This is a genomic window from Pseudomonas sp. S49, from assembly GCF_009866785.1.
Taxonomy (GTDB): domain Bacteria; phylum Pseudomonadota; class Gammaproteobacteria; order Pseudomonadales; family Pseudomonadaceae; genus Aquipseudomonas.
Genome location: NZ_CP019432.1, coordinates 1,355,250 through 1,380,198 on the forward strand (window position 1 = coordinate 1,355,250; position 24,949 = coordinate 1,380,198).

At 58.8% G+C, this 24,949-nt stretch carries 20 protein-coding genes; 11 read left to right on the top strand and 9 right to left on the bottom strand.

The window, feature by feature from the left end:
- Nucleotides 1–160: 160 nt before the first annotated feature.
- Nucleotides 161–2,752, bottom strand: coding sequence for a glycosyltransferase (locus PspS49_RS05835; protein WP_160038491.1), 2,592 nt, complete (start codon nucleotides 2,750–2,752; stop codon nucleotides 161–163).
- A 213-nt stretch (nucleotides 2,753–2,965) separates the two neighbouring features.
- Between PspS49_RS05835 and tcdA the strand changes: the two genes are divergently transcribed.
- Entirely contained in the window at nucleotides 2,966–3,784 is an 819-nt protein-coding gene (tcdA, locus tag PspS49_RS05840) for a tRNA cyclic N6-threonylcarbamoyladenosine(37) synthase TcdA (RefSeq protein ID WP_160038494.1), read from the top strand.
- Between the two features lie 119 nt (nucleotides 3,785–3,903).
- On the opposite strand, the gene PspS49_RS05845 is transcribed toward tcdA, so the two are convergent.
- The 4 genes from PspS49_RS05845 to PspS49_RS05860 form a co-directional block, all read right to left on the bottom strand.
- Complete coding sequence (locus PspS49_RS05845; RefSeq protein ID WP_127925999.1) at nucleotides 3,904–4,308, bottom strand: SufE family protein; 405 nt, start codon at nucleotides 4,306–4,308, stop codon at nucleotides 3,904–3,906.
- Complete coding sequence (locus tag PspS49_RS05850; protein ID WP_160038496.1) at nucleotides 4,305–5,510, bottom strand: cysteine desulfurase; 1,206 nt, start codon at nucleotides 5,508–5,510, stop codon at nucleotides 4,305–4,307. Before PspS49_RS05850 ends, PspS49_RS05845 begins: the two co-directional genes overlap by 4 nt.
- 107 nt (nucleotides 5,511–5,617) lie before the next feature.
- The gene (gene dapD, locus PspS49_RS05855; protein WP_160038498.1) at nucleotides 5,618–6,652 is read right to left on the bottom strand and encodes a 2,3,4,5-tetrahydropyridine-2,6-dicarboxylate N-succinyltransferase; all 1,035 of its coding nucleotides are present in this window, start codon (nucleotides 6,650–6,652) and stop codon (nucleotides 5,618–5,620) included.
- A 33-nt stretch (nucleotides 6,653–6,685) separates the two neighbouring features.
- Complete coding sequence (locus tag PspS49_RS05860) at nucleotides 6,686–7,048, bottom strand: ArsC family reductase (protein ID WP_003222107.1); 363 nt, start codon at nucleotides 7,046–7,048, stop codon at nucleotides 6,686–6,688.
- Nucleotides 7,049–7,342: 294 nt separating this feature from the next.
- Between PspS49_RS05860 and PspS49_RS05865 the strand changes: the two genes are divergently transcribed.
- Nucleotides 7,343–8,974, top strand: coding sequence for a Na+/H+ antiporter (locus PspS49_RS05865; protein ID WP_150749447.1), 1,632 nt, complete (start codon nucleotides 7,343–7,345; stop codon nucleotides 8,972–8,974).
- On the opposite strand, the gene PspS49_RS05870 is transcribed toward PspS49_RS05865, so the two are convergent.
- From PspS49_RS05870 to map, 4 genes are all read right to left on the bottom strand, one after another.
- On the bottom strand, nucleotides 8,967–9,674 hold the full coding sequence (locus tag PspS49_RS05870; protein ID WP_160038500.1) for a M12 family metallopeptidase: 708 nt from the start codon (nucleotides 9,672–9,674) through the stop codon (nucleotides 8,967–8,969). The two genes, PspS49_RS05865 and PspS49_RS05870, sit on opposite strands and share 8 nt — an antisense overlap.
- A gap of 187 nt (nucleotides 9,675–9,861) precedes the next feature.
- Complete coding sequence (gene dapC / locus PspS49_RS05875; protein ID WP_160038502.1) at nucleotides 9,862–11,061, bottom strand: succinyldiaminopimelate transaminase; 1,200 nt, start codon at nucleotides 11,059–11,061, stop codon at nucleotides 9,862–9,864.
- 43 nt (nucleotides 11,062–11,104) lie between these two features.
- Nucleotides 11,105–13,807 carry a [protein-PII] uridylyltransferase gene (locus tag PspS49_RS05880; RefSeq protein WP_123594889.1) on the bottom strand — a complete coding sequence of 901 codons (2,703 nt, stop codon included), beginning with the start codon at nucleotides 13,805–13,807 and terminating at the stop codon, nucleotides 11,105–11,107.
- A gap of 41 nt (nucleotides 13,808–13,848) precedes the next feature.
- The gene (map, locus tag PspS49_RS05885) at nucleotides 13,849–14,631 is read right to left on the bottom strand and encodes a type I methionyl aminopeptidase (protein ID WP_127926006.1); all 783 of its coding nucleotides are present in this window, start codon (nucleotides 14,629–14,631) and stop codon (nucleotides 13,849–13,851) included.
- 373 nt (nucleotides 14,632–15,004) lie between these two features.
- On the opposite strand from map, the gene rpsB reads away from it, so the two are divergent.
- From rpsB to bamA, 9 genes are all read left to right on the top strand, one after another.
- Entirely contained in the window at nucleotides 15,005–15,742 is a 738-nt protein-coding gene (gene rpsB / locus PspS49_RS05890) for a 30S ribosomal protein S2 (RefSeq protein WP_003222119.1), read from the top strand.
- A gap of 190 nt (nucleotides 15,743–15,932) precedes the next feature.
- Nucleotides 15,933–16,796, top strand: a complete 864-nt coding sequence (tsf, locus tag PspS49_RS05895; protein ID WP_150749445.1) for a translation elongation factor Ts — start codon at nucleotides 15,933–15,935, stop codon at nucleotides 16,794–16,796.
- Nucleotides 16,797–17,004: 208 nt separating this feature from the next.
- Nucleotides 17,005–17,748, top strand: coding sequence for a UMP kinase (gene pyrH, locus PspS49_RS05900; RefSeq protein ID WP_003222124.1), 744 nt, complete (start codon nucleotides 17,005–17,007; stop codon nucleotides 17,746–17,748).
- Complete coding sequence (gene frr / locus PspS49_RS05905) at nucleotides 17,745–18,302, top strand: ribosome recycling factor (RefSeq protein ID WP_007908855.1); 558 nt, start codon at nucleotides 17,745–17,747, stop codon at nucleotides 18,300–18,302. Before pyrH ends, frr begins: the two co-directional genes overlap by 4 nt.
- 14 nt (nucleotides 18,303–18,316) lie before the next feature.
- Nucleotides 18,317–19,072 (top strand): polyprenyl diphosphate synthase, encoded by a 756-nt coding sequence (uppS, locus tag PspS49_RS05910; RefSeq protein WP_127926008.1) that lies wholly within the window; start codon nucleotides 18,317–18,319, stop codon nucleotides 19,070–19,072.
- The gene (locus tag PspS49_RS05915; RefSeq protein ID WP_160038504.1) at nucleotides 19,072–19,878 is read left to right on the top strand and encodes a phosphatidate cytidylyltransferase; all 807 of its coding nucleotides are present in this window, start codon (nucleotides 19,072–19,074) and stop codon (nucleotides 19,876–19,878) included. Before uppS ends, PspS49_RS05915 begins: the two co-directional genes overlap by 1 nt.
- A complete protein-coding gene (gene ispC / locus PspS49_RS05920; protein WP_127926010.1) occupies nucleotides 19,875–21,065 on the top strand; it encodes a 1-deoxy-D-xylulose-5-phosphate reductoisomerase in 1,191 nt (396 codons plus the stop codon). Before PspS49_RS05915 ends, ispC begins: the two co-directional genes overlap by 4 nt.
- A 54-nt stretch (nucleotides 21,066–21,119) precedes the next feature.
- Complete coding sequence (rseP, locus tag PspS49_RS05925; protein ID WP_127926011.1) at nucleotides 21,120–22,472, top strand: sigma E protease regulator RseP; 1,353 nt, start codon at nucleotides 21,120–21,122, stop codon at nucleotides 22,470–22,472.
- A gap of 74 nt (nucleotides 22,473–22,546) precedes the next feature.
- Complete coding sequence (gene bamA / locus PspS49_RS05930; protein WP_127926012.1) at nucleotides 22,547–24,922, top strand: outer membrane protein assembly factor BamA; 2,376 nt, start codon at nucleotides 22,547–22,549, stop codon at nucleotides 24,920–24,922.
- Nucleotides 24,923–24,949 lie beyond the last annotated feature (27 nt).

Genomic DNA, 24,949 nt, shown 5'->3' on the forward strand with positions numbered 1-24,949 from the left:
CATAAGGGTTGAATGTTACAAAGCCTTCGCGAGCAAGCTCGCTCCCACAGGGATTGGGTTCGGTCGGTTACACCGCGTATCACGCCAAGCCCCGCAAAATGGCGGTTATCTTAAAGCAAAACGGCGACCATTGGCCGCCGTTTAGTGCATCGATGAGGATTTAGACGACCGGCGCCGGCTCAGGCGCAGCCGCAGGTTTTGGCAGCGACGACAGGAACGCCATGATCAGCGCCGCCAGATACGGCAGCGACTGCACCAGCAACATCACCACCCAGAAACGCATGTCGTTGCTCGGCATGCCGTTGACCAGGTAGATCCCCAGCGCCGCGCCCCACAACAACAGCATGATGAACAGCTCTTCCCGCGCTTCGGAAATCGCCACCCAGAAACCATGGTTGTCGGCGTTTTTCGGCGTGCGGAAGAACGGAATGCTGCTGGTAAAGAAGCCGTAGAGCACCGCTTTGGCGATGGTGTGCGACAACGCCAGCCCGGCCAGTGCCGCGCAGAAGGCATCTTTCAGGTTCACGCCAACTGCTCGGCGATACAGGAAGATGATCTTGCCGACCTTGAACACGAACAGTGCCAACGGCGGAATCGCGAAAATCAGCAGCGGCGGATCGACCCGCTGCGGCACGATGATCATCGCCGCCGACCACAACAGCGCACCGACGGTGAAGAAGATGTTCATGCCGTCCGCCACCCACGGCAACCAGCCCGCGAGGAAATGGTAACGCTGGCCGCGCGTCAGCTCGGTGTCCTTGCCGCGCAGCAGGCTGCCGGTGTGACGCTTGATGATCTGGATCGCGCCGTACGCCCAACGGAAACGCTGCTTCTTGAAGTCGATAAACGTATCCGGCATCAGGCCCTTGCCGTAGCTGTCGTGGTAATACGCCGCCGACAGGCCTTTCTCGAATACGCGCAGACCGAGTTCGGCGTCTTCACAGATGCACCAGTCGGCCCAACCCAATTCTTCCAGCACCGAACGGCGGGTCATGGTCATGGTGCCGTGCTGAATGATCGCGTCACGGTCGTTACGGGTGACCATGCCGATGTGGAAGAAGCCTTTGTATTCGGCGTAGCAGAGCTTCTTGAAGGTGCTTTCGTTCTGGTCGCGATAATCCTGCGGCGACTGCACCACGGCGATTTTCGGGTCGGCGAAGTGCGGCACCATGTGCTTGAGCCAGTTCGGGTGCACGCAGTAATCGGAGTCGATCACCGCGATCACTTCGGCGTCCTTGGCGGTGTGCGGAATCAGGTAGTTCAGCGCGCCGCCCTTGAAACCGGCCAGCGGCGAGACGTGGAAGAACTTGAAGCGCGGGCCGAGGGTTGCGCAGTAGTCACGCACCGGTTCCCACACCGCCGGATCCTTGGTGTTGTTGTCGATGATCAGGACTTCGTAGTCTGGATAATCGAGGGCGGCGAGGGCGTCGAGGGTCTGTTTGACCATCTCCGGCGGCTCGTTGTAGCACGGCACGTGGATCGACACTTTCGGGCGATAGCTGGAGTCGCCTTCCACCGGCAGGAACTCGCGCCGACGCTTGTGAATCCACACCGCTTCAGCCAGTTCATGCGCCTCCGTCAGCAAGACGATAAACACCCCGAGCGCGCCGAGCGCCAAGAGGAAGCCCACTGTCAGACTGAACCACGTGCTGTATTGCAGGCTGTAGTCGTAACCGATCCACACCAGCACGGACCCGCAAAGGAACGCGATAAAGGTCAGGAAGATCCGCCCACGCTGACGCAGGGCCGAGCCGTCGATCATCAGCAAGGTCAGCGACAACAGCGCCAGCACCACCGAACCGATCGCCAGCACGCGCCATTGCGGGATCGCGACCACCGGGCCTTCGAAGTTGAATTTCTGCTGACGCGCGGCGTTGAACACGCCCCAGTAGGCGCCGACCGAACCTTCGTCACTGGCCTTCCACGGCTGGTCGAAGGCTTCGATCACGAAGTAGTTGAAGCCTTGGCGGTTGAGCTTGTTGACCAAGGTCCGCAGGTAGATCGCCTGATCCGCCGGCGACGCATCGGCGCCGCCACGCATGCGGCCGTTGCTCGGCCAGCCGACCTCGGAGAGTAGCAGCGGTTTTTTCGGGAACAGCTTTTTCAGATCGCGGGCACGGTCGAACACGAACTGGCCGGCCTTGTCGACCGGGATGAATTCCCAGTAAGGCAGAACGTGCGCAGCGATCAGGTCAACGTGCTTGGCCAGTTCCGGGTGTTCTTCCCAGACGTGCCATTGCTCGGACGTGGTCACCGGCACTTTCACCGCAGCGCGCACGCGATCGAGCAATACGCTCAGCTCTTGGGCGGTGATTTCCTTACGGAAAATCGCTTCGTTACCGACCACCACACGAACCACGCTGCGCGAAGTGTTGGCCAGTTCGATGGCGCGGGTGATTTCCCGTTCGTTGCGTTCCTGGTCGGGGCTGATCCAGATCCCCAGGGTCACGCGCAGGCCGAATTCCTCAGCCAGTTTCGGGATGTCTTGCAGCGAGCCGTCGACCGAGTAGATACGGATGTTGTCCGTCAGCTTGCTCATGATCTCCAGATCACGGCGCATTTCGTCGTCAGACGGATACTGATCCTTCTGCGGGAATTGTCCTTGCTGGAACGGCGAATAGGAGAAACCGGAGATCTGCTCCGGCCAGTTCGGCGCGGAAACCGGGCGATTGATCAGCGCCCAGAAACCGGTGAACAGGGCAGCGATTGCCAGAACCACCACCAGGTTGAGTCCAAATTTACGCGATGACATAGCTATTTCGGGTTCCAAAGGCTGTGGAACGAAGGATCGGTCGGCTAGACGCCCGAGGGGCGCGCATCCTACACCGGCAGTTCACAAGTCGTACATCAGACAGGGAAATGCCCGACATTGGGCAGCCGACTTTGACTTAAGTTCTTACACTTGTAGCTGATGTTTAGAACTTGTCGCCGCGTAGCCCTATAATGCGCGCCGGTTTTTGGGGTAATGGTCATGAGTACAGAAGATCCGCGGTTTGCAGGCATCGCCCGTTTGTATGGCATTGAAGGCCTGGAGCGCCTGCGCGCGGCCCATGTGGCGATTGTCGGCGTCGGTGGTGTCGGTTCCTGGGCGGCGGAAGCCATGGCCCGCTGTGGCGTCGGCGCGATTTCGCTGTTCGACCTCGATGACGTCTGCGTCAGCAACGCCAACCGCCAGTTGCACGCACTGGACAGCACCGTCGGCAAACCCAAGGTCGAGGTGATGGCCGAGCGTCTGCGCGGGATCAACCCGGATTGCACCGTGCACGCCGTGGCGGATTTCGTTACTCGCGAGACCATGGCTGAATACATCACGCCGAACATTGATTGCGTGATCGACTGCATCGACGCGGTCAACGCCAAGGCTGCGCTGATCGCCTGGTGCAAGCGCCGCAAGATCCAGATCATCACCACGGGTGGTGCGGGCGGGCAGATTGACCCGACGCTGATTCAGGTGTGCGATCTCAACCGCACGTTCAACGACCCGTTGGCGTCGAAAGTGCGCTCGACGTTGCGGCGTGATTATGGCTTTTCGCGCACCGTGACCCGGCATTACAGCGTGCCGTGCGTGTTTTCCACGGAGCAACTGCGTTATCCGAAACCGGATGGCAGCATTTGTCTGCAGAAGAGTTTTGTCGGCGATGGCGTGAAGCTCGACTGCGCCGGTGGGTTTGGCGCGGTGATGATGGTCACGGCAACGTTCGGCATGGTCGCGGCGACCAAGGCAGTGGACAAGATTGTCGCGGGGGTTCGGCGTCCGGCTGACCGGGTCAAATCTGACGCCTGACCGGTTGATCGTTCCCACGCTCCGCGTGGTAATGCAGCCCGGGACGCTCCGCGTCCCATCCAGAGCCGAACGCGGAGCGTCCGTTGAGGCATTCCCACGCAGAGCGTGGGAACGATCAGTCAGCGAGCCAGCTCATTCATCCGCTGGAGCACGGCATTGAGGCCATTGCTGCGCGATGGCGATAGCTGACGCGAAAGGCCTAGCTGATTGAACCAGTCCGGCAAATCAACCTGCTGCAATTCAGCCGCCGACAACCCGTTAACCCGTAACAGCAACAACGCCACCAACCCGCGAATCATCCGCGCATCGCTGCTGGCGCTGAACTGCCAGTGACCGTCGTGCAATGCCCCAACCAGCCACACCTGACTCTCACAGCCATGCACTCGGTTGGCATCGCACTTGTCGGCGTCACTCAACGGCGGCAGACGATCACCAAACTGCATCAGCAACCGCGCCCGCTGTTCCCAGCCGGCTGCGTTCTGAAAAATGTGCAGCGCTTCAGCAGCCGCGACCGGCAAACTCATCGCAACAACTCCAGCGCCTGATCCAGCGCCTCAAAGAAGCGCTCCAGATCCTCGGAGTCGTTGTACAGCGCCAGCGACACCCGAATCGCTCCGGCCAACTCGAAGCTTTTCAGCAGCGGCATCGCGCAGTGATGCCCGGCGCGCACGGCGATTCCTTGCTCGGTCAGCAAGTGCGCCAGATCAGCGTTATGCACACCCTCGACAACAAAACTCGCCAGTGCCAGTTGCGGCTTGCCGAGCAGACGGATGCCGTTACGAGCGGCGAGTCCACGCAGCAGATAGTCATGCAGCGCCGCTTCATGGGCCGACACCGCGTCCTGATCCAGATCGGCCAGATAATCGAGCGTTGCGCCGAGGCCGATCACACTGGCAATCGGCGGCGTGCCCGCTTCAAAACCCAGCGGCGCAGGGCGGAAACGCGCGTCGTGATAGTTGGCTTCCAACACCATCTCGCCACCGAACTGCCATGGTTTCAGTTGCTCAAGTGCTGCGTTGCGCCCGAACAATACGCCGAGGCCATCGGGGCCATACAGTTTGTGGCTGGAAAACACATAGAAGTCGCAACCCAGCGCCTGCACGTCATGCCGACCATGGACCACGCCTTGCGCGCCATCGACTACAGTGAGCGCGTTCTGCGCCTTGGCCATGCCCAGCAAGGCCGGCAATGGCTGCCATGCACCGAGCACGTTGGACAACTGACTGACTGCCAGCAAACGCGTGCGCGGACCGATCAAATGTACCGCGGCAGCAAGGTCGATCAGACCGTCGGCATCCAGCGGCAGGATCACCAGTTTCAGGTTGCGACGTTGCGCCAGTTGCTGCCACGGCAGCAGGTTGGCGTGATGCTCCAGGGCGCTGATGACAATTTCATCGCCCGGGTGGAAAAGATGTTCCAGGCCATAAGCCAGGAGATTCAGCGCACTGGTGGCGCCGTGGGTGAAGATGATCTGCCCGCTGTCACCGACATTGAGCCACTGGGCGACCTTGAGCCGACTGTCTTCGAACGCCTGCGTCGCGTGAGCGCCGGGCAGGTGTTGCGCACGATGCACATTGGCTGCGCCATTGGCGTAGTAATGCGTCAACGCGTCGAGCAGGGCTTGGGGTTTTTGCGTGGTGGCGGCGTTGTCCAGATAAGTCTGGTCTTGCCGTTGCAGCGCGGCGATGGCCGGGAAATCGGCACGCCAGGGGGAGGGAATCATCATGTGGTATACGCCTGACCCTGTGGGAGCGAGCCTGCTCGCGAAGGCGTCCTTGAGGACGCTAAAAGCTTCGCGAGCAGGCCCGCTTCCACAGGTTATCAATGTGCTGCTTAGTTGTGAGCGTGCAGCGCTTCGTTCAGTTCGATCGCCGATTTGTGGGTTTTGCACTCCACAGCACCGGTTTCCGAATTGCGACGGAACAGCAGATCAGTCTGACCGGCCAGCTCGCGCGCCTTCACAACCTTGACCAGGTTGTTGTTTTCGTCGAGCAGGGCAACCTTGGTGCCAGCGGTCACGTACAGGCCCGACTCAACGGTGTTGCGGTCACCCAACGGGAAACCGATACCGGCGTTGGCGCCGATCAGGCAGCCTTCGCCAACCTTGATCACGATGTTGCCGCCGCCCGACAGGGTGCCCATGGTCGAGCAACCGCCGCCCAGGTCCGAACCCTTGCCGACGAACACTCCAGCGGAAACGCGGCCTTCGATCATGCCCGGGCCTTCGGTGCCAGCGTTGAAGTTGATGAAACCTTCGTGCATCACGGTGGTGCCTTCACCGACGTAAGCGCCCAGACGAAGACGCGCGGCGTCAGCGATACGCACGCCAGCCGGAACCACGTAGTCGGTCATTTTCGGGAACTTGTCCACCGAGAACACTTCCAGCAGCTCGCCACGCAGGCGGGCTTCCAGTTGCATTTCCGCCAGTTCGCTCAGGTCGATTGCACCCTGGCTGGTCCACGCTACGTTTGGCAGCAGCGGGAAAATACCGGCCAGGCTCACGCCGTGTGGCTTGACCAGACGGTGCGACAGCAGGTGCAGCTTCAGATACGCCTCAGGCGTCGAGGTCAGCTGTGCGTCTTCGGCCAGCAGGGTGGCGACCAGCGGCTTGTGGCTTTCAGCCAGACGGGTCAGCAGCTTGCCTTGCACGGCGTCGATGCCTTTCACGGCTTCAGCCAGTTGTGCAGCCTGGGCGGTGGTGAAAGTGATGGCCTGGTTGCCTTCGGTGTAACCGAGGATTGGCGCAACTGCCGCGACCAGTTCGGCCGATGGGTTGAGCAGTGGCTGTGCGTAGAACACTTCCAGCCACGCGCCTTGACGGTTCTGAGTGCCGACACCAAAGGCGATGCTGAACAGGGAATTGGACATGTAAATACACCTCTACAAAGAGTGACGGGCTGCTTACTTCAGAGCGGCCGCGTAGATATCTGGCTTGAAGCCAATCAGGGTTCGGTCACCGAGATCGAGCACCGGGCGCTTGATCATCGAGGGTTGAGCGAGCATCAGTTCGATGGCTTTCGACTGGTCGAGATCGGCTTTGCGTTCGTCGTCGAGTTTGCGAAAGGTCGTGCCTGCGCGGTTCAACACCGTTTGCCAGCCGTGTTCGTCACACCATTGGGTCAGGTGTTCACGGTCGATGCCGGCGGTTTTGTAATCGTGAAAGTCGTAGCTGACAGCGTGTTCATCGAGCCAGGTGCGCGCCTTCTTCATGGTGTCGCAGGCTTTGATGCCGAAAAGGTGCAACGTTTTACTTGAAACGGTCAAGGAATTGCCCCCTTTACAGGTGCTGGAGAAAAATGGTGTCGGATTATGCCATGACCAAACCGGTTCGCGGCGCCTCAGGTCGATTTGGCAATGCAAAACCCTGTGGGAGCGAGCTTGCTCGCGAAGTGGTCGTGTCAGTCAATATCTCTGTTCGGTGAATGACCGCATTCGCGAGCAGGCTCGCTCCCACAAGGGACTGCAATCGGGCAGTGCTACATAGGTGCAACGGTCAGACACAGCCTAAGCGGCTAATATGGCAGTTCAACGCTGTCGATTGTCTGAGATTTCCGCTTTATGCAAACTGCTTATACCGTCCTGATCCTGCTGATGCTGGTCAGCGTTTCGCGTCTGGTCGGACGGGTCATCCCGCTGCCGCTGCCCCTGGTGCAAATCGCCGCTGGCGCCTTGCTCGCCTGGCCGACCCTCGGTCTGCACGTGGCCCTTGATCCCGAATTGTTCCTGTTTCTGTTCCTGCCGCCATTGTTGTTCTCCGACGGCTGGCGCATGCCCAAGCGCGAGTTCTGGCACTTGCGCGGACCGATCCTGACCCTGGCGGTCGGGCTGGTGCTGTTCACCGTGGTCGGCGCCGGCTACTTCATTCATTGGTTATTGCCGTCAATTCCGTTACCGGTAGCCTTTGCCCTCGCGGCGGTTTTGTCGCCCACCGACGCCGTGGCGGTGTCGGCCATTTCACAAAACCGCTTGCCGACCCCGCTGATGCATATATTGCAGGGCGAGGCGCTGATGAACGATGCCTCGGGTCTGGTGACCTTCAAGTTCGCCCTGGTGGCGGCCATCACGGGCGTGTTCTCGCTGACCAACGCCAGCCTGACCTTTGTCGTGGTGGCGCTCGGCGGACTGGCGGTCGGGGTGGCATTGAGCTGGCTGGTCGGGCGCTTGCGGGCGTGGATGATCGCCCGTGGCTGGGACGATCCGGCCACTCACGTGGTGTTCATGTTGCTGTTGCCGTTCGCCGCTTATGTGTTGGCCGAACGCCTCGGCGTCTCGGGCATTCTCTCGGCGGTAGCGGCGGGGATGATGCAGAGCTGGCTTGATCTGCTGCCACGACAGACCAGCACTCGCTTGCTCAATCGCAGCGTCTGGTCGCTGCTGGAATTCGCCTTCAACGGTCTGATCTTCCTGCTGCTCGGCCTGCAATTGCCGGACATCATCAAAGCCGTGGTCAGCCACGAGCCAACCTTGTGGCCGACGCTGTTCTATCGCTGCCTTGATGTCGTGGCGATTTTCCTCGCGTTGGTGTTGCTGCGGTTTATCTGGGTGCAGAGTATCTGGCGCTTGTCGGTGTTGCTGCGACGTTTGCGCGGCAAGGGCGAGCTGACACAAGTGCCGACCGCGCGCTCCTGTTGGTTGCTGACTGTCGGAGGGGTGCGAGGTGCGGTGACACTGGCGGGTGTGATGTCGGTGCCGATGTTGATGGGGGCGGACGCGTTCCCCGAGCGTGATCTGCTGATCTTCATTGCTGCCGGGGTGATTCTGCTGTCGCTGATATCGGCGTGTATCGCTCTGCCGCTGTTGTTGCGCGGGATCGAAAAGAGCCCGGACGACAAACGGCGCCAGGAAGTGCGCGATGCCTGGCGCAAAACTGCGGAAGCGGCGATTCATGCGCTGGAAACAGAAGAAACGTCTCCGCAGGACGCTGCTCAAGCCGCGCTGTCGGCCGAGCTGAAGGCACGGATCATGTCCGAGTATCGCCATCAACTCGATGTCTTCAACGATTCCGCCGAAGCTCAGGCCTTGGCGTTCCAGATGGATCTGCTCGAGCGACGCCTGCGCTTGAAGGCGCTCAGGGCACAGCGTCTGGAACTCTATAGCCTCAGTCGTCATCACCAGATCGGTGATGACGTCCTGAGAGAGGTGTTGGCTGATCTTGACCTGAGTGAAGCCAATCTGGGGCAGGTCAAATAGACACATCCTGATAGTTGATGGGCGGATAAGCTATTCTCGCTAATTGCTTGTCGCCTTCACTGATGTGTTTATTGATGGGGATCTCGAAGTTGTTGGTAGTCAAAAAAGATTGAATCGGGTAGTGCATGATGGAGTGCTTGTCGTAGTTGCCCAGAACAAGCCCGCCGGTCGTGTCGAGATCAAAGAGATTCAAATCGACCTCATCTTTTTCCCAGCCGACGACTTCGACGAAATATTGGTATACGGCATCTTTATCCCATGGAATGTTCGCATCGGGATGAAGGTGAGCGTGATGGAAGCCCAGCGCATGGCCAAATTCATGAATCAGTGAGATTTCGAAGGATGGTGTATCTGATCGTTCTGTGACTACTAACGTAGGTTCGTCGGATGCGATCGTCAGGGCATTCGTCCCTAGTGCCGAATAATTGCCGGAGCCCTCCAGATCGATACGAATCTGGCCGGGGCCATCCTCAACCCGTTCGAAGGCAAGGCTGACAAAGGGTTCCCATTGTCGAATGCAACGTTCAACGCGGTATTTCATTTCCTCAGGTAGCGCGCGCATGAACGAAAAACTGACAGTGCTGGCGTTTTTCCAGAACTTTTCCGAGTAAGCCACTGAACGTTTGGTGCGTGCCGGTAAATACAGGTTATCTGCATCCAGCCTGGGTTTTAGTATTTTTACGTAGTGGTAATTTTGCATGGTTAATATCCATATTTTTATGACTTGTCGGTAAGTGCACTGAACCTGGTATTTAAAAAGTGTTGTCAAATTCGCTGCGACTTAAAGACTAACTTTGCCGGGTAAAGGCAGGAAGACGAGAAATAATTGGATATGTAACTTGCAATCGAGCCTGCGCGCCAGATTGCCTGGCGCGGGCATGTGATGTTTACTTTTGTCGCGTTGCAAACGCGCGAATTCGCTCCGCCGCTTCTACGCACTCTGCCAATGGTGCAACCAGCGCCATGCGCACGCGGCCAGCCCCCGGGTTGACGCCATCGACGTCACGGGACAGGTAAGAACCTGGCACCACGGTCACGTGCTCCTGCTCGAACAGATCGCGGCAGAACGCGGCGTCGTCGCCTTGCACGTTCGGCCACAGATAGAAACTGCCATCCGGGCGCTGCACGTCCATCACCGGGCTGAGGATTTCCAGCACCGCATCGAATTTTTCGCGATACAGCGCACGGTTGGCGCGCACATGCACTTCGTCGTTCCACGCAGCAACGCTGGCCAGTTGCGTTTGTACCGGCATCGCGCAGCCGTGGTAGGTGCGATACAGCAGGAAGCCTTTGAGGATGTCGGCATCACCGGCGACAAAACCCGAGCGCAGCCCCGGCAGGTTGGAACGCTTGGACAGGCTATGGAATACCACGCAACGCTTGAAGTCCTTGCGGCCCAGTTCGACGCAGGCCGTCAGCAGACCCGGCGGCGGGGTTTGCTCATCGAAGTACAACTCGCTGTAGCACTCGTCGGCGGCGATCACGAAATCGTACTCGTCGGCCAGGGCGATCAGCTTTTTCAGGGTTTCGACCGGGATCAGTGCGCCGGTCGGGTTGCCTGGCGAGCAGAGGAAGAGGATCTGGCAGCGTTTCCAGATGTCTGGCGAAACGGCATCGAAATCCGGATTGAAGCCGTTCTCGTCGAGGCATGGCAGGTAGTGCGGCTTGGCCCCGGCGAGGAACGCGGCGCCCTCGTAGATCTGGTAGAACGGATTCGGGCTGACCACCAGTGCGTCGTCGCCACGGTTGACCACAGTCTGGGTGAACGCGAACAGGGCTTCACGGGTGCCATTGACCGGCAGCACGTTGCGCGCCGGATCGATCCAGCCGCTTGGCACGCCGAAACGACGCTCGCACCAGCCGGCGATGGCTTCGCGCAGGGCGGGGATACCGAGGGTGGTCGGGTACACGGCCATCTGATCCAGACTGTTGGCCAGAGCCTCGGCGACAAAGCTTGGCGAACGGTGTTTCGGCTCGCCGATCGACAGAGCGATCGGGCGTTTGTCCGGGTTCGGGGTCACGGTGCCGAGCAGGGCGCGGAGCTTTTCGAACGGGTACGGCTGGAGCTGGTTCAGAGCATTGTTCATTGGGGCAGGGTCTCTCGCAAAGCCATTTGAATCCGGGGCGCCATCAGATACTGATGCGCGACAGTTTGATATCGGGTTCCTGATTGACGCTCAGTTGCTCAACGATCGCATCCTGCAAACGGCTGCACAGCAGCGGGTCGGACAACGGTTGGTTGTGGGCGTCGGTGATGAAGAACACGTCTTCCACGCGCTCGCCCAGGGTCGCAATCTTGGCGTTTTGCAGCGACAGGTCGAACTCGAGAAAAATCCCGCCGATCCGCGCCAGCAGGCCCGGGCGATCAGGCGCGGTCAGTTCCAGTACGGTCACCGGACGTTGCGCGTCGTTATGAATGGTTACCTGCGGCGCAAAGGCGAAATGCTTGAGCTGGCGCGGCACCCGGCGTTGAATGATCGTCGGGTAATCGTCGGGATTGCGCAGGGCTTCGGTCAAGCCTTCGCGGATCTGTTTGACCCGCGCCGGGTTGTCGCCGATGGACTCGCCTTCGTTGTCGAGCACGATGTAGGTGTCGAGGGTGAACTGGCTGCTCGAGGTGATAACCCGGGCGTCATGAATGTTCAGGTTCAGCTGATCCATAGCCGCCACGGTCACCGCGAAGAAATCATGCTGGTCCGGTGCATAAATGAAGATCTGCGTGCCACCCTCGAACTCGCGTTGGGTGGTTTCCTTGATCAGCACCAGCGGCCCGCCATCGACGGGTTGCTGGAGGATCGCGTCGCTGTGCCAGGCCACGTCACCGGCGGTATGGCGCAGGAAATAGTCATCGCCCAACTGCGCCCACAACTGCTCGACATCGTCCGGATCGGTGCCGCCGCGCACCAGAATATCCAGTGCGGCGCTTTGGGTCTGGCGGATCTGCTCTTCGCGATCCACCGGGTTTTCCAAGCCGCGACGCAGCGCGCGTTTGGTCTCGGTGTAGAGCTGACGCAACAGGCTGGCGCGCCACGAGTTCCACAGCGTCGGGTTGGTGGCGTTGATGTCGGCCACGGTCAGCACGTAGAGATAGTCGAGACGGGTTTCATCGCCGACAGCCAGGGCAAAGTCGTGGATCACTTGCGGGTCGGACAAATCCTTGCGCTGAGCGGTGGTCGACATCACCAGATGGTTCTGCACCAGCCAGACGATCAGGCGGCTGTCCCACACCGGCAACTGATGGCGCTGGCAGAACGCCTCGGCATCGACCGCGCCGATCTCCGAGTGATCGCCATGCCGGCCTTTACCGATGTCGTGGTACAGGCCCGCCATGTAGATCAGTTCGGGCTTGGGCAGCTTGGCCATCAGCTTGGCGGCCAGCGGGAATTTCTCCGAGACCTGGGTGTACTGCAATTTGCGCAGGTGCTTGATCAGGTTCAGCGTGTGCGCATCGACCGTGTAGATGTGAAACAGGTCGTGCTGCATCTGCCCGACAATAAAGCCGAACTCCGGCAGATAACGCCCGAGAATGCCGTAACGGTTCATCCGCCGCAGGTTGCGGTGGATGCCTATCTTGCACTTGAACAGTTCAATGAACAGGCTGGTGTTGCGAATATCGTTGCGGAAGTTGTCGTCGATCAGGTGACGGTGCTCGCGCAGCAGACGAATGGTGTCGGCGCGCACGCCTTTGATTTCCGGCTGCTGGGCCATCAGCACGAAAATCTCCAGCATGGCGAACGGCGTGCGGCGAAACACGTTGTCGTTGCGTGCCTCGATATAGCCGTCGTGGAGCTGGAAGCGCGAGTTGATCGGCTGCGGCGGCGCTTCGTCTTCCGGCGCGAGGATGACTTCCTCGAAATGCTGGATGATCAGGTCGCTGAGCTGGGCGATGCTCATCACTACGCGGAAATACTGTTGCATGAAGTTTTCGACGGCCTGCTTGGCGTCGTCGCCTTCAAAACCCAGTAGTCCGGCGATGGTGCGCTGGTGGTCGAACAGCAAGCGGTCTTCGGAGCGGCCGGCGAGCATGTGCAGGGCGTAGCGAACCTTCCAGAGAAATTCCTGAGAGGAGGCGAGCAGGGCGTTTTCACTCTCGACCAGGAAACCTTCGCCGGCGAGGGCGCGCAGGTTCAGGGTGCCGTATTGGCGACGCGCAACCCAGAGAATCGTCTGAATATCCCGCAGTCCGCCGGGCGAGCCTTTGACGTTGGGTTCCAGGTTGTATTCGGTGTCGTTGTATTTGTGGTGGCGGGCTTTTTGTTCGGCACGCTTGGCCAGGAAGAACTCCTTGGCCGGCCACATGTGTGCGGTGCTGGTGACGTCGAGCATGCGTTGGCGCAGACGCTCGGGGCCGCAGATGGTGCGGCTTTCCATCAGGTTGGTGACCACGGTCAGGTCGGCGCGGGCCTCTTCGGCGCATTCATCGACCGAGCGCACGCTCTGACCGACTTCCAGGCCAATGTCCCACAACAGCGTCAGAAAACGCTCGATGGAGTCGCGGAAGACCTCGTGATCGGCGCTGTCCAGCAGGATCAGCAGATCGATATCGGAATAAGGGTGCAGCTCACCGCGACCATAACCGCCGACCGCGACCAGTGCGATGTCGGCGTCTTCACTCCAGTTGAACTGCTCCCAGGCCTTTTGCAGGATGTTGTCGACGAACCAGGCACGGTCTTCGATCAGCCGGCGAATGTCGCGACCCTGGCGAAAACGCGTGTCGAGCACCTCGCGAGCCTGGCGGATCGCCTTCTTGAACGCCGCGATAGGACTCGCTTTGAGAGCCAGTTCGGCCTGGAACTGACCGCGGTCGAAGAGTTCGGGATCCACCTGCGGCATCGATTGGCATTCCTTCTATAAGGCTGGGAGCGTTGTGTGGATCAGGCCGAGATGCGCGGGATGGTGTCGTCGGCGCGCAGGGTGAAGATCTCGTAGCCAGTGTCGGTCACCAGCAGGGTGTGTTCCCACTGTGCTGACAGCTTGCGATCCTTGGTGATCGCGGTCCAGCCGTCACCCAGTACTTTGGTGTCGGCCTTGCCCTGGTTGATCATCGGCTCGATGGTGAAGGTCATGCCGGCCTTCAGTTCCATGCCGGTGCCGGCGCGGCCGTAGTGCAGGATCTGCGGCTCTTCGTGGAAAACCTTGCCGATGCCATGACCGCAGAACTCGCGAACTACCGAGAAGCCGTTCTTCTCGGCGTGCTTCTGAATGACTTCGCCGATGTCGCCGAGGCGGCAGCCGGGTTTGACGATCTCGATCGCCTTGTACATGCATTCCTGGGTGATCTGCGACAGGCGTTCGGCCCAGACGGGTACTTCGCCGACATGGAACATGCGGCTGGTATCACCGTGGTAACCGTCCTTGATCACGGTCACGTCAATGTTCAGGGTGTCGCCGTTTTTCAGCGGCTTTTCATTCGGGATGCCGTGGCAGACCACGTGGTTGATCGAAGTGCAGATCGACTTCGGATAACCCTTGTAATTGAGCGGGGCAGGGATGGCTTGCTGCACATTGACGATGTAGTCGTGGCAGATCTGGTTCAGCTCATCGGTGGTGACGCCCGGTTTGACATGTTCGGCAATCATTTCCAGCACATCGGCGGCCAGTTTGCCGGCGACACGCATGCCAGCGATGTCCTCGGGGGTTTTGAGGTTGACGGTCATACAGGCTCTCTCTGCGCTCGGCGGCGCTTGCTGATACGAATAGGGCGGCAGGTGATCGTTTTGCGACCCTGAAAAACGCGATTCTAACAGACGCACGGCGCAATTCAGCGCCCGCGTGCATCGCTTCTCTCTATACAATGGTGCGTTCGGGGCCGATTCCAAGGGGGCTGCGCCCATGTCCTTGGTGCGAATACAGATTCCGGGTTCCGTTTCTGCGCACCCTGTGGTATAAAATGCGCCGCTTTCCGGGGATACCCCGAAAAGCTTAAATCCACACACGTGTCGACACGATGACCTGGGTGCTTTTGGCTTTATGCCACTGGTTGGTCATTGGGATACGTGGAGGCCAAACCCGACTTATTAAGGAACTATCATGTCCCAAGTCAATATGCGCGATATGCTGAAGGCCGGTGTGCACTTCGGTCACCAAACCCGTTACTGGAATCCGAAAATGGGTAAGTACATTTTCGGCGCGCGTAACAAGATTCACATCATCAACCTTGAAAAAACCCTGCCAATGTTCAACGAAGCTCTGACTTTCGTAGAGCGTCTGGCCCAGGGCAAAAACAAGATTCTGTTCGTCGGCACCAAGCGTTCCGCTGGCAAGATCGTTGCTGAAGAAGCAGCACGTTGCGGTTCGCCGTACGTCGATCACCGCTGGTTGGGCGGCATGCTGACCAACTTCAAAACCATTCGTGCTTCGATCAAGCGTCTGCGTGACCTTGAAGTTCAAGCCGAAGACGGTACTTTCGCCAAGCTGACCAAGAAAGAAGCGCTGATGCGCTCCCGTGACCTGGAAAAGCTGGATCGTTCGCTGGGCGGCATCAAGGACATGGGCGGTCTGCCTGACGCACTGTTCGTGATCGACGTTGACCACGAGCGCATCGCGATCACCGAAGCCAACAAGCTGGGCATCCCGGTAATCGGCGTTGTCGACACCAACAGCAGCCCGGAAGGCGTTGACTACATCATCCCAGGCAACGATGACGCAATCCGCGCTATCCAGCTGTACATGGGTTCGATGGCTGACGCAGTTATCCGTGGTCGCAACAATGTTGCTGGCGGTACTGTTGAATTCGCAGCTGAAGAAACTCAGGCTGCAGCTGAGTAATTGACGCCCTGGCGTTGACTCAGTAAGCAAAAAGGGGGCTTGGCCCCCTTTTTGCCACCTCGAAAACCATTTGTCGGCGCCCACGGCACTGTTTGTAATGTGCGGCAGCTAACAAGGGTGGTTCGGGAAGAATTGAACGCCCGTTCGATCGGGTGGAATGGTTGAAAACCTATCCAAGAGGAATTTGAAAATGGCAGCAATTACTGCAGCGTTGGTTAAAGAACTGCGCGAGCGTACCGGCGAAGGCATGATGGACTGCAAGAAAGCCCTGGAAAAGGCTGACGGCGACATCGAAAAAGCCATTGATGACATGCGTGCTTCGGGCGCGATCAAGGCTGCGAAGAAGGCTGGCAACGTTGCCGCTGAAGGCGCAATCGCAATCAAGGACGACGGTAAAGCTGCCGTTATCCTGGAAGTGAACTCGCAGACCGACTTCCTGGCTCTGCAAGACGACTTCAAGAACTTCGTTGCTGCCAGCGTTGAAAAAGCTTTCGCTGACAAGCTGACCGACGCTGCTCCACTGATCGCTTCGCAAGAAGCCGCTCGTGAAGCACTGGTTGCCAAAGTAGGCGAGAACGTCAACATCCGTCGTCTGGCCCGTATCGAAGGTGACGTTGTAGGTTCGTACCTGCACGGCAACAAGATCGGCGTTGTTGTGGCTCTGAAAGGCGGTGACGTCGAGCTGGCCAAAGACATCGCGATGCACGTAGCGGCAAGCAACCCTGAGTTCCTGCTGCCATCGGAAGTTTCGGCTGAAGCGATCGAGCGCGAAAAAGCTGTGTTCCTGCAGCTGAACGAAGAAAAAATCAAAGGCAAGCCAGAAAACATTGTTGAAAATATGGTCAAAGGCCGTATCAGCAAGTTCCTGGCTGAAGCGAGCCTGGTTGAGCAGGCGTTCGTCAAGAACCCTGAAATCAAGGTTGGCGAACTGGCCAAGAAAGCCGGTGCTGAAATCGTTTCCTTCACTTACTACAAAGTAGGCGAAGGCATCGAGAAGCCGGTCGACAACTTCGCTGAAGAAGTTGCTGCCCAGCTGGCTGCCGCCAAGCAATAAGACGGTTTTTCAACTGTCGCCCGAAAGAGGCTGCCCGCTTACGCGCGCAGCCTCTTTTCAGATGGGGTTGCCAATTTTTATTGGTTTCCACTTGGAACTGACTTACAAAGCCATGTTCCGATGGCGCTGAAGCAGCGCCAAGCTAGAGTGAACGCCAGCTGTAAACAGCTCGCAAAGAATTTTAAATACGCCGCAGGAGAGATTCGCAATGGCTCAGCAGGGCAGTGGTTATCAGGCTCGCTATAAACGCATTCTACTCAAGCTTAGCGGCGAGGCCCTGATGGGCTCGGAAGAGTTCGGGATCGATCCAAAAGTGCTGGATCGCATGGCGCTGGAAGTCGGCCAGCTGGTCGGTATCGGCGTACAGGTCGGTCTGGTGATCGGCGGTGGCAACCTGTTCCGCGGCGAAGCCTTGAGCAAAGCCGGTATGGATCGGGTTACAGGCGACCACATGGGCATGCTGGCCACTGTGATGAACGCTCTGGCCATGCGCGATGCGCTGGAACGTGCCAACATCTCGGCCATCGTGATGTCGGCGATTTCCATGGTGGGTGTGACCGATCACTACGATCGCCGCAAAGCCATGCGTCACCTGAACTCCAAAGACGTCGTGATCTTCGCTGCCGGTACCGGCAACCCGTTCTTCACCACGGATTCGGCAGCCTGCCTGCGCGCAATCGAAATCGATGCCGACGTCGTGCTGAAAGCGACCAAGGTCGATGGCGTCTACACCGCTGACCCGTTCAAAGACCCACATGCCGAGAAGTTCGATCATCTGACTTATGATGAAGTACTGGATCGCAAGCTGGGCGTGATGGATCTGACCGCTATCTGCCTGTGCCGCGACCACAAGATGCCGTTGCGCGTATTCAACATGAACAAGCCCGGTGCCCTGCTGAACATCGTCCATGGCGGCGCTGAAGGCACCCTGATCGAGGAAGGTCAACAATGATCAACGAAATCAAGAAAGACGCTCAAGAGCGCATGCAGAAATCCCTGGACTCTCTGGCTCACGCTTTTGGTCAGATTCGTACCGGCAAGGCTCACCCAAGCATTCTGGGTAGCGTGATGGTGCCGTACTACGGCGCAGACACCTCCATCACTCAAGTGGCCAACATCACTGTAAAAGATTCGCGCACCCTGCAAGTCGTCGCCTTCGAGCGCAACATGCTCGCAGCGGTCGACAAGGCAATCCAGAGCGCTGGCCTGAACCTCAATCCGACCAACCTGGGCGAATTGTTGCTGATCTCCATGCCTGCCCTGACTGAAGAAACCCGCAAGGGCTTCACCAAGCAGGCGCGCAGTGCCGCCGAAGACGCGCGTGTTGCTGTGCGCAACATTCGTCGTGACGCCTTGGGCGAGCTGAAGAAACTGGTCAAGGACAAAGAAATCAGCGAAGACGAAGAGCGTCGTGCCGCTGCCGATATTCAGAAACTCACCGACAAGGCTGAAGCTGATATCGACACGGCTACCAAGCAAAAAGAAGCGGATCTGATGGCCGTATAAGGTTCGAGCTTTTAATGGACAAGACCAAGCAGACTGCGCCGTCCGCGGTGCCGCGCCATGTCGCGATCATCATGGATGGCAACAATCGCTGGGCGAAAAAACGCTTTATGCCGGGTGTCGCCGGGCATAAAGCGGGCGTGGATGCTGTGCGTGCCGTGATCGAGGTGTGTGCTGAGGCCAAGGTCGAAGTGCTCACCCTGTTCGCGTTTTCCAGTGAGAACTGGCAGCGCCCGGCCGATGAAGTCAGTGCCTTGATGGATCTGTTCTTCAAGGCATTGCGTCGAGAGGCCAAGCGCCTCAACGACAACAACATCAGCCTGCGCATCATTGGCGATCGTTCGCGCTTCCACCCTGAGCTTCAGGCGGCGATGCGCGAAGCCGAGGCCATGACCGCCGGCTCCAACCGCTTCATTCTGCAGATCGCCGCCAATTACGGCGGTCAGTGGGATATCGCCCAAGCGGCTCAGCGTCTGGCGCGTGAAGTTCAGGCCGGACACCTGCGTCCGGAAGACATCACCCCGGATCTGCTGCAAACCTGTCTGGCGACCGGCGATCTGCCATTGCCCGACTTGTGCATCCGCACCGGTGGCGAGCACCGCATCAGCAACTTCCTGCTGTGGCAACTGGCCTACGCCGAGTTGTACTTCTCCGACCTGTTCTGGCCGGACTTCAAACACGATGCCATGCGTACTGCGCTGGCCGATTTCGCTTCGCGTCAGCGTCGCTTCGGTAAAACGAGCGAACAGATCGAAGCTGGAGCCCGGGTTTAATGCTTAAACAACGAATCATCACTGCGCTGATCCTGCTGCCGGTTGCCTTGTGCGGGTTTTTCCTGCTCGAAGGCTCCGGTTTTGCGCTGTTCATCGGTCTGGTCGTGAGCCTGGGGGCTTGGGAGTGGGCGCGTCTGGCTGGCTTCGCCGCACAGTCGTTCCGTGTCGGCTATGCCGCTGTCGTTGCGCTGATGTTGTTCGTCATGTACGTGCTGCCGGGCCTCGCCCCTTGGGTGTTGGGCGCTTCGGTGTTGTGGTGGGCAGTGGCAACGTACCTGGTGCTGACGTATCCGCGTTCGAGCGAGCGCTGGTCCACGGCGGCCACCAAACTGGTGATCGGCCTGCTGATTCTGCTGCCGGCCTGGCAAGGTCTGGTACAGATCAAGCAGTACCCGCTGGGTAACTGGCTGATCATGGCGGTGATGGTGCTGGTTTGGGGCGCCGATATCGGTGCCTATTTCTCTGGTCGAAAATTCGGCAAGCGCAAGCTGGCCCCGCAAGTCAGTCCGGGTAAAAGCTGGGAAGGCGTCTACGGTGGTCTGGCGCTGAGTTTGCTGATTACAGCGATTGTCGGTCTCGTGCGTGACTGGACCGTCGCCGAGCTGCTTAAAGGCTTGATTGGCGCTGCGCTGATCGTCTTCATCTCCGTTGTCGGCGACCTGACCGAAAGCATGTTCAAGCGTCAGTCCGGCATCAAGGACAGCAGTAATCTGCTGCCCGGTCATGGTGGGGTGCTTGATCGTATCGACAGTCTGACAGCGGCAATCCCGGTGTTTGCAGTGCTACTGTGGATGGCGGCACCGTGAGTCGTCCTCAACAGATTACCGTTCTCGGTGCGACGGGCTCGATCGGTCTGAGCACGCTGGATGTCATTGCCCGACATCCTGAGCGTTATCAGGTGTTCGCGTTGAGTGGTTTCACGCGTCTCAGTGAGCTTTTCGCCTTGTGCGTGCGCCACGTGCCGCAATTTGCCGTGGTTCCCGAGGCTGCTGCCGCGCGTGGCTTGCAGGACGATTTGCGTGCCGCCGGTTTGCCGACCCGTGTGCTGGTGGGGGAGGAGGGCCTGTGCCAGGTCGCTGCTGCTCCGGAAGTCGATGCGGTGATGGCTGCGATCGTCGGTGCAGCAGGTTTGCGTCCGACCCTGGCGGCTGTCGAAGCTGGCAAGAAGATTCTCCTGGCCAATAAAGAAGCGCTGGTGATGTCCGGCGCCTTGTTCATGCAGGCGGTGCGCAAGAGCGGTTCGGTGTTGTTGCCGATCGACAGTGAACACAACGCGATTTTCCAGTGCATGCCACAGGATTTTGCCCGTGGATTGAGCTCGGTGGGTGTTCGTCGGATTTTGCTCACAGCCTCTGGCGGCCCGTTCCGACAGACGCCGATGAGTGAGTTGGCGCATGTTTCACCTGACCAGGCGTGTGCGCACCCGAACTGGTCCATGGGGCGCAAGATTTCGGTCGATTCGGCCAGCATGATGAATAAGGGGCTCGAGCTGATCGAGGCCTGTTGGTTGTTTGATGCCAAGCCGTCGCAGGTCGAGGTAGTGATTCACCCGCAGAGCGTCATTCACTCGCTGGTCGATTATGTCGATGGCTCGGTGCTGGCGCAGTTGGGTAATCCCGACATGCGTACGCCGATCGCCAACGCCCTGGCCTGGCCGGAACGCATTGATTCGGGCGTGGCACCGCTGGATCTGTTTGCTGTCGCGCGTCTGGACTTCGAAGCGCCGGATGAAGAGCGCTTCCCTTGTCTGCGTCTGGCACGGCAAGCTGCCGAGGCTGGCAACAGTGCACCGGCGATGCTCAATGCGGCCAACGAAGTGGCGGTGGCAGCGTTTCTCGACGGACGGGTCCGTTACCTGGAAATCGCGAGTATCATCGAGGAGGTCTTGAGCCTCGAGCCGGTCGTTGCACTGACAGATCTCGATGCCGTGTTTACGGCTGATGCCAAGGCGCGAGCTCTGGCTGAGCAATGGTTGAAGCGTCACGATCGATAGAATTTGCAACACAATGGCTACACGCGACACTGAACAGGATTGCGGAGAAAGTAGATGAGCGCGCTCTATATGATTGCCGGCACCCTGATCGCCTTGGGTGTGCTGGTCACCTTTCACGAATTCGGCCACTTCTGGGTCGCGCGTCGCTGTGGCGTCAAGGTTCTGCGTTTCTCCGTAGGCTTCGGCATGCCGCTGCTGCGCTGGCACGACAAGCAGGGCACTGAGTTTGTGGTCGCGGCGATACCGCTGGGCGGCTACGTCAAAATGCTCGATGAGCGCGAAGGCGAAGTGCCGGTCGATCAGCTTGATCAGTCGTTCAACCGCAAATCCGTGCGTCAGCGTATCGCTATTGTTGCGGCCGGCCCGATTGCCAACTTCCTGTTGGCGTTGGTGTTCTTCTGGGTCTTGGCCATGCTCGGCAGCGAGCAGGTGCGCCCGGTCATCGGTGCGGTTGAATCCGGCAGTATCGCTGCCAGTGCCGGTTTGAGTGCAGGTGAGGAAATTGTCGCGGTCGATGGTGAACCGACTTCCGGTTGGGCGGCGGTCAATCTGCAATTGGTCCGACGCCTTGGCGAAAGCGGTTCTCTGCAATTGCTGGTGCGTGAACAGGGTTCTACTGCGGATTCGCCGCGTGAGCTGAAGCTGGATAACTGGCTCAAAGGCGCTGATGAGCCGGATCCGATCCGCTCGCTGGGTATCCGTCCATGGCGCCCGGCTTTGCCGCCGGTGCTCGCCGAGCTCGATCCGAAAGGCCCGGCCCAGGCGGCTGGCCTGAAGACCGGTGACCGCCTGTTGGCTCTCGATGGTCAGGCGCTGAATGACTGGCAGCAGGTGGTCGACACCGTTCGTACGCGTCCTGATACCAAAATCATGCTGCGCATCGAGCGCGACAGTGCTCAAATCGACGTCCCGGTGACGCTGGCGGCGCGTGGTGAAAGCAAATCGCCAAGCGGTTATCTGGGGGCGGGCGTAAAAGCTGTCGACTGGCCGCCGGAGATGATTCGCGAGGTCAGTTACGGGCCTCTGGCTGCGATTGGCGAGGGTGCCCGTCGCACTTGGACCATGAGCATTCTGACGCTCGATTCGCTAAAGAAAATGCTGTTCGGCGAGCTCTCGGTAAAAAACTTGAGTGGACCGATAACCATTGCTAAAGTGGCGGGCGCTTCTGCCCAGTCGGGCGTCGCTGATTTCCTGAATTTCCTTGCTTATCTGAGTATTAGCCTGGGCGTTCTGAATTTGCTGCCCATTCCTGTATTGGATGGGGGGCATTTGTTGTTTTATCTGATCGAGTGGGCGCGTGGTCGTCCCTTGTCGGATCGGGTGCAAGGTTGGGGGATACAGATCGGTATCAGTTTGGTGGTCGGGGTGATGTTGCTTGCTCTGGTCAACGATCTGGGTCGACTGTAACGCTTCGCTGAATTGCGAATCTGCCGCATTTTGCGGCAGTTTGTTTATTGCCAGTTGGAATAAGAAAGGACTTCATGAAACGTCTGCTGCTAACTGCGGTTCTCACCGTATTGATGATCGCCGAAGTTCACGCCGAGTCCTTCACTATCTCTGATATTCGCGTCAATGGCCTCCAGCGGGTCTCCGCGGGTAGCGTTTTTGGTGCCTTGCCGTTGAACGTCGGTGAGCAGGCGGATGATCGTCGCCTGGTGGAATCCACTCGTGCGTTGTTCAAAACCGGTTTCTTTCAAGATATCCAGCTGGGTCGCGAAGGCAACGTTCTGGTCATCACGGTCGTCGAACGTCCGTCGGTCGCCAGTATCGAGATCGAAGGCAACAAGGCGATCTCCACTGAAGACTTGATGAAAGGTCTCAAACAATCCGGTCTGGCCGAAGGCGAGATCTTCCAGCGCGCCACCCTTGAGGGTGTGCGTAACGAACTGCAGCGTCAGTACGTCGCGCAAGGTCGCTACTCGGCTACGGTCGATACCGAAGTGGTCTCGCAACCGCGTAACCGCGTTGGTCTGAAAGTGAAGATCAACGAAGGTACCGTTGCCGCCATTCAGCACATCAACGTGGTGGGCAACACGGTTTTCCCCGAGGAAGACCTGACCGACCTGTTCGAACTGAAAACCACCAACTGGCTGTCGTTCTTCAAGAACGACGACAAGTACGCCCGTGAAAAGCTTTCCGGTGACCTGGAACGTCTGCGTTCCTACTATCTGGACCGTGGCTATATCAACATGGATATCGCTTCGACCCAGGTGTCCATCACCCCGGACAAGAAGCACGTCTACATCACTGTCAACGTCACTGAAGGCGAGAAATACACCGTTCGTGACGTCAAGCTCAGCGGTGACCTGAAAGTTCCTGAAGATCAGGTCAAGTCCCTGCTGCTGGTGCAGAAAGGCCAGGTGTTCTCGCGCAAGCTGATGACCACCACATCCGAGCTGATCACCCGCCGTCTGGGTAACGAGGGTTACACCTTCGCCAACGTCAACGGCGTACCGCAGCCGCATGATGATGACCACACCGTCGACATCCTGTTTGCTGTTGATCCGGGCAAGCGTGCCTATGTCAACCGCATCAACTTCCGTGGCAACACCAAGTCCGAGGACGAAGTGCTGCGTCGTGAAATGCGTCAGATGGAAGGTGGCTGGGCTTCGACCTACCTGATCGACCAATCCAAGACTCGTCTTGAGCGTCTGGGCTTCTTCAAGGAAGTCAACGTTGAAACCCCGGCTGTGCCAGGTGTCGACGACCAGGTTGACGTGAACTATGCCGTTGAAGAACAGGCTTCCGGTTCGATTACCGCCAGTGTCGGTTTCGCCCAGAGTGCCGGTCTGATCCTCGGTGGTTCGATCACCCAGAACAACTTCCTCGGTACTGGTAACCGCGTCAGCATCGGCCTGACCCGCAGCGAATATCAGAGCCGCTACAACTTCGGCTACGTTGACCCGTACTGGACCGCCGATGGCGTGAGCCTGGGTTACAACGCGTTCTATCGCACCACTGACTACAAAGACCTCGACGTCGATGTAGCAAGCTATGCGGTAGACAGCCTGGGTGCCGGCGTCAACGTTGGCTACCCGATCAGCGAAACTTCGCGTCTGACCTTTGGCCTGTCGGTTCAACAGGACGAGATCAAGACCGGTACCTACACCGTTGACGAGATTTTCGACTTCGTTAACAAGGAAGGCGACAAGTACCTGAACTTCAAGGCGTCGGCCGGCTGGTCCGAGTCCACCCTGAACAAAGGCGTACTGCCGACCCGTGGCCGTTCCCAGAGCCTGACCCTGGAAACCACCGTGCCGGGCAGCGACCTGTCGTTCTACAAGCTTGATTATCGCGGTCAGCTGTTCCAGCCGATCAGCGAGAACTACACCCTGCGCCTGCATACCGAGCTGGGTTATGGCGACGGCTACGGTGGAACCGACGGCTTGCCGTTCTATGAAAACTACTATGCTGGTGGTTTCAACTCGGTTCGTGGCTTCAAGGACAGCACCCTCGGTCCACGCAGTACGCCGAGCCGTGGTACCAACCCGGGCACGCTTGCTGACCCCGACCAGGATCCGCTGCCGTTCGGTGGTAACGTCCTGATCCAGGGTGGTGTCGAGGTTCTGTTCCCGCTGCCATTCGTGAAAGATCAGCGCTCCTTGCGTACTTCGGTATTCTGGGACGTGGGTAACGTATTTGACTCGCAGTGCAAGGACACTACCAATGCGAACGGCTCGACGTCGAACACCAAGTGCAACGACATCAGCCTGAGCAACATGGCCAGTTCCGTCGGTGTGGGTGTGACCTGGGTCACCGCACTGGGTCCTCTGAGCTTCGCGTTGGCCATGCCGATCAAGAAGCCGGATGAGGCTGAAACTCAAGTGTTCCAATTCTCCCTCGGCCAGACGTTCTAAGCGTCTGACCCAAGATAACGACAATGG

Coding starts and splice junctions, on each gene's coding strand:
- tcdA (WP_160038494.1), top strand. CDS start 2,966: ATGGTCATGAGTACAGAAGATCCGCGGTTTGCAGGCATCGCCCGTTTG.
- uppS (WP_127926008.1), top strand. CDS start 18,317: ATGGACAAGACCAAGCAGACTGCGCCGTCCGCGGTGCCGCGCCATGTC.
- PspS49_RS05880 (WP_123594889.1), bottom strand. CDS start 13,807: ATGCCGCAGGTGGATCCCGAACTCTTCGACCGCGGTCAGTTCCAGGCC.
- PspS49_RS05865 (WP_150749447.1), top strand. CDS start 7,343: ATGCAAACTGCTTATACCGTCCTGATCCTGCTGATGCTGGTCAGCGTT.
- dapD (WP_160038498.1), bottom strand. CDS start 6,652: ATGTCCAATTCCCTGTTCAGCATCGCCTTTGGTGTCGGCACTCAGAAC.
- frr (WP_007908855.1), top strand. CDS start 17,745: ATGATCAACGAAATCAAGAAAGACGCTCAAGAGCGCATGCAGAAATCC.
- PspS49_RS05845 (WP_127925999.1), bottom strand. CDS start 4,308: ATGAGTTTGCCGGTCGCGGCTGCTGAAGCGCTGCACATTTTTCAGAAC.
- pyrH (WP_003222124.1), top strand. CDS start 17,005: ATGGCTCAGCAGGGCAGTGGTTATCAGGCTCGCTATAAACGCATTCTA.
- tsf (WP_150749445.1), top strand. CDS start 15,933: ATGGCAGCAATTACTGCAGCGTTGGTTAAAGAACTGCGCGAGCGTACC.
- PspS49_RS05835 (WP_160038491.1), bottom strand. CDS start 2,752: ATGTCATCGCGTAAATTTGGACTCAACCTGGTGGTGGTTCTGGCAATC.
- dapC (WP_160038502.1), bottom strand. CDS start 11,061: ATGAACAATGCTCTGAACCAGCTCCAGCCGTACCCGTTCGAAAAGCTC.
- PspS49_RS05850 (WP_160038496.1), bottom strand. CDS start 5,510: ATGATGATTCCCTCCCCCTGGCGTGCCGATTTCCCGGCCATCGCCGCG.
- rseP (WP_127926011.1), top strand. CDS start 21,120: ATGAGCGCGCTCTATATGATTGCCGGCACCCTGATCGCCTTGGGTGTG.
- rpsB (WP_003222119.1), top strand. CDS start 15,005: ATGTCCCAAGTCAATATGCGCGATATGCTGAAGGCCGGTGTGCACTTC.
- bamA (WP_127926012.1), top strand. CDS start 22,547: ATGAAACGTCTGCTGCTAACTGCGGTTCTCACCGTATTGATGATCGCC.
- PspS49_RS05915 (WP_160038504.1), top strand. CDS start 19,072: ATGCTTAAACAACGAATCATCACTGCGCTGATCCTGCTGCCGGTTGCC.
- map (WP_127926006.1), bottom strand. CDS start 14,631: ATGACCGTCAACCTCAAAACCCCCGAGGACATCGCTGGCATGCGTGTC.
- PspS49_RS05870 (WP_160038500.1), bottom strand. CDS start 9,674: ATGCAAAATTACCACTACGTAAAAATACTAAAACCCAGGCTGGATGCA.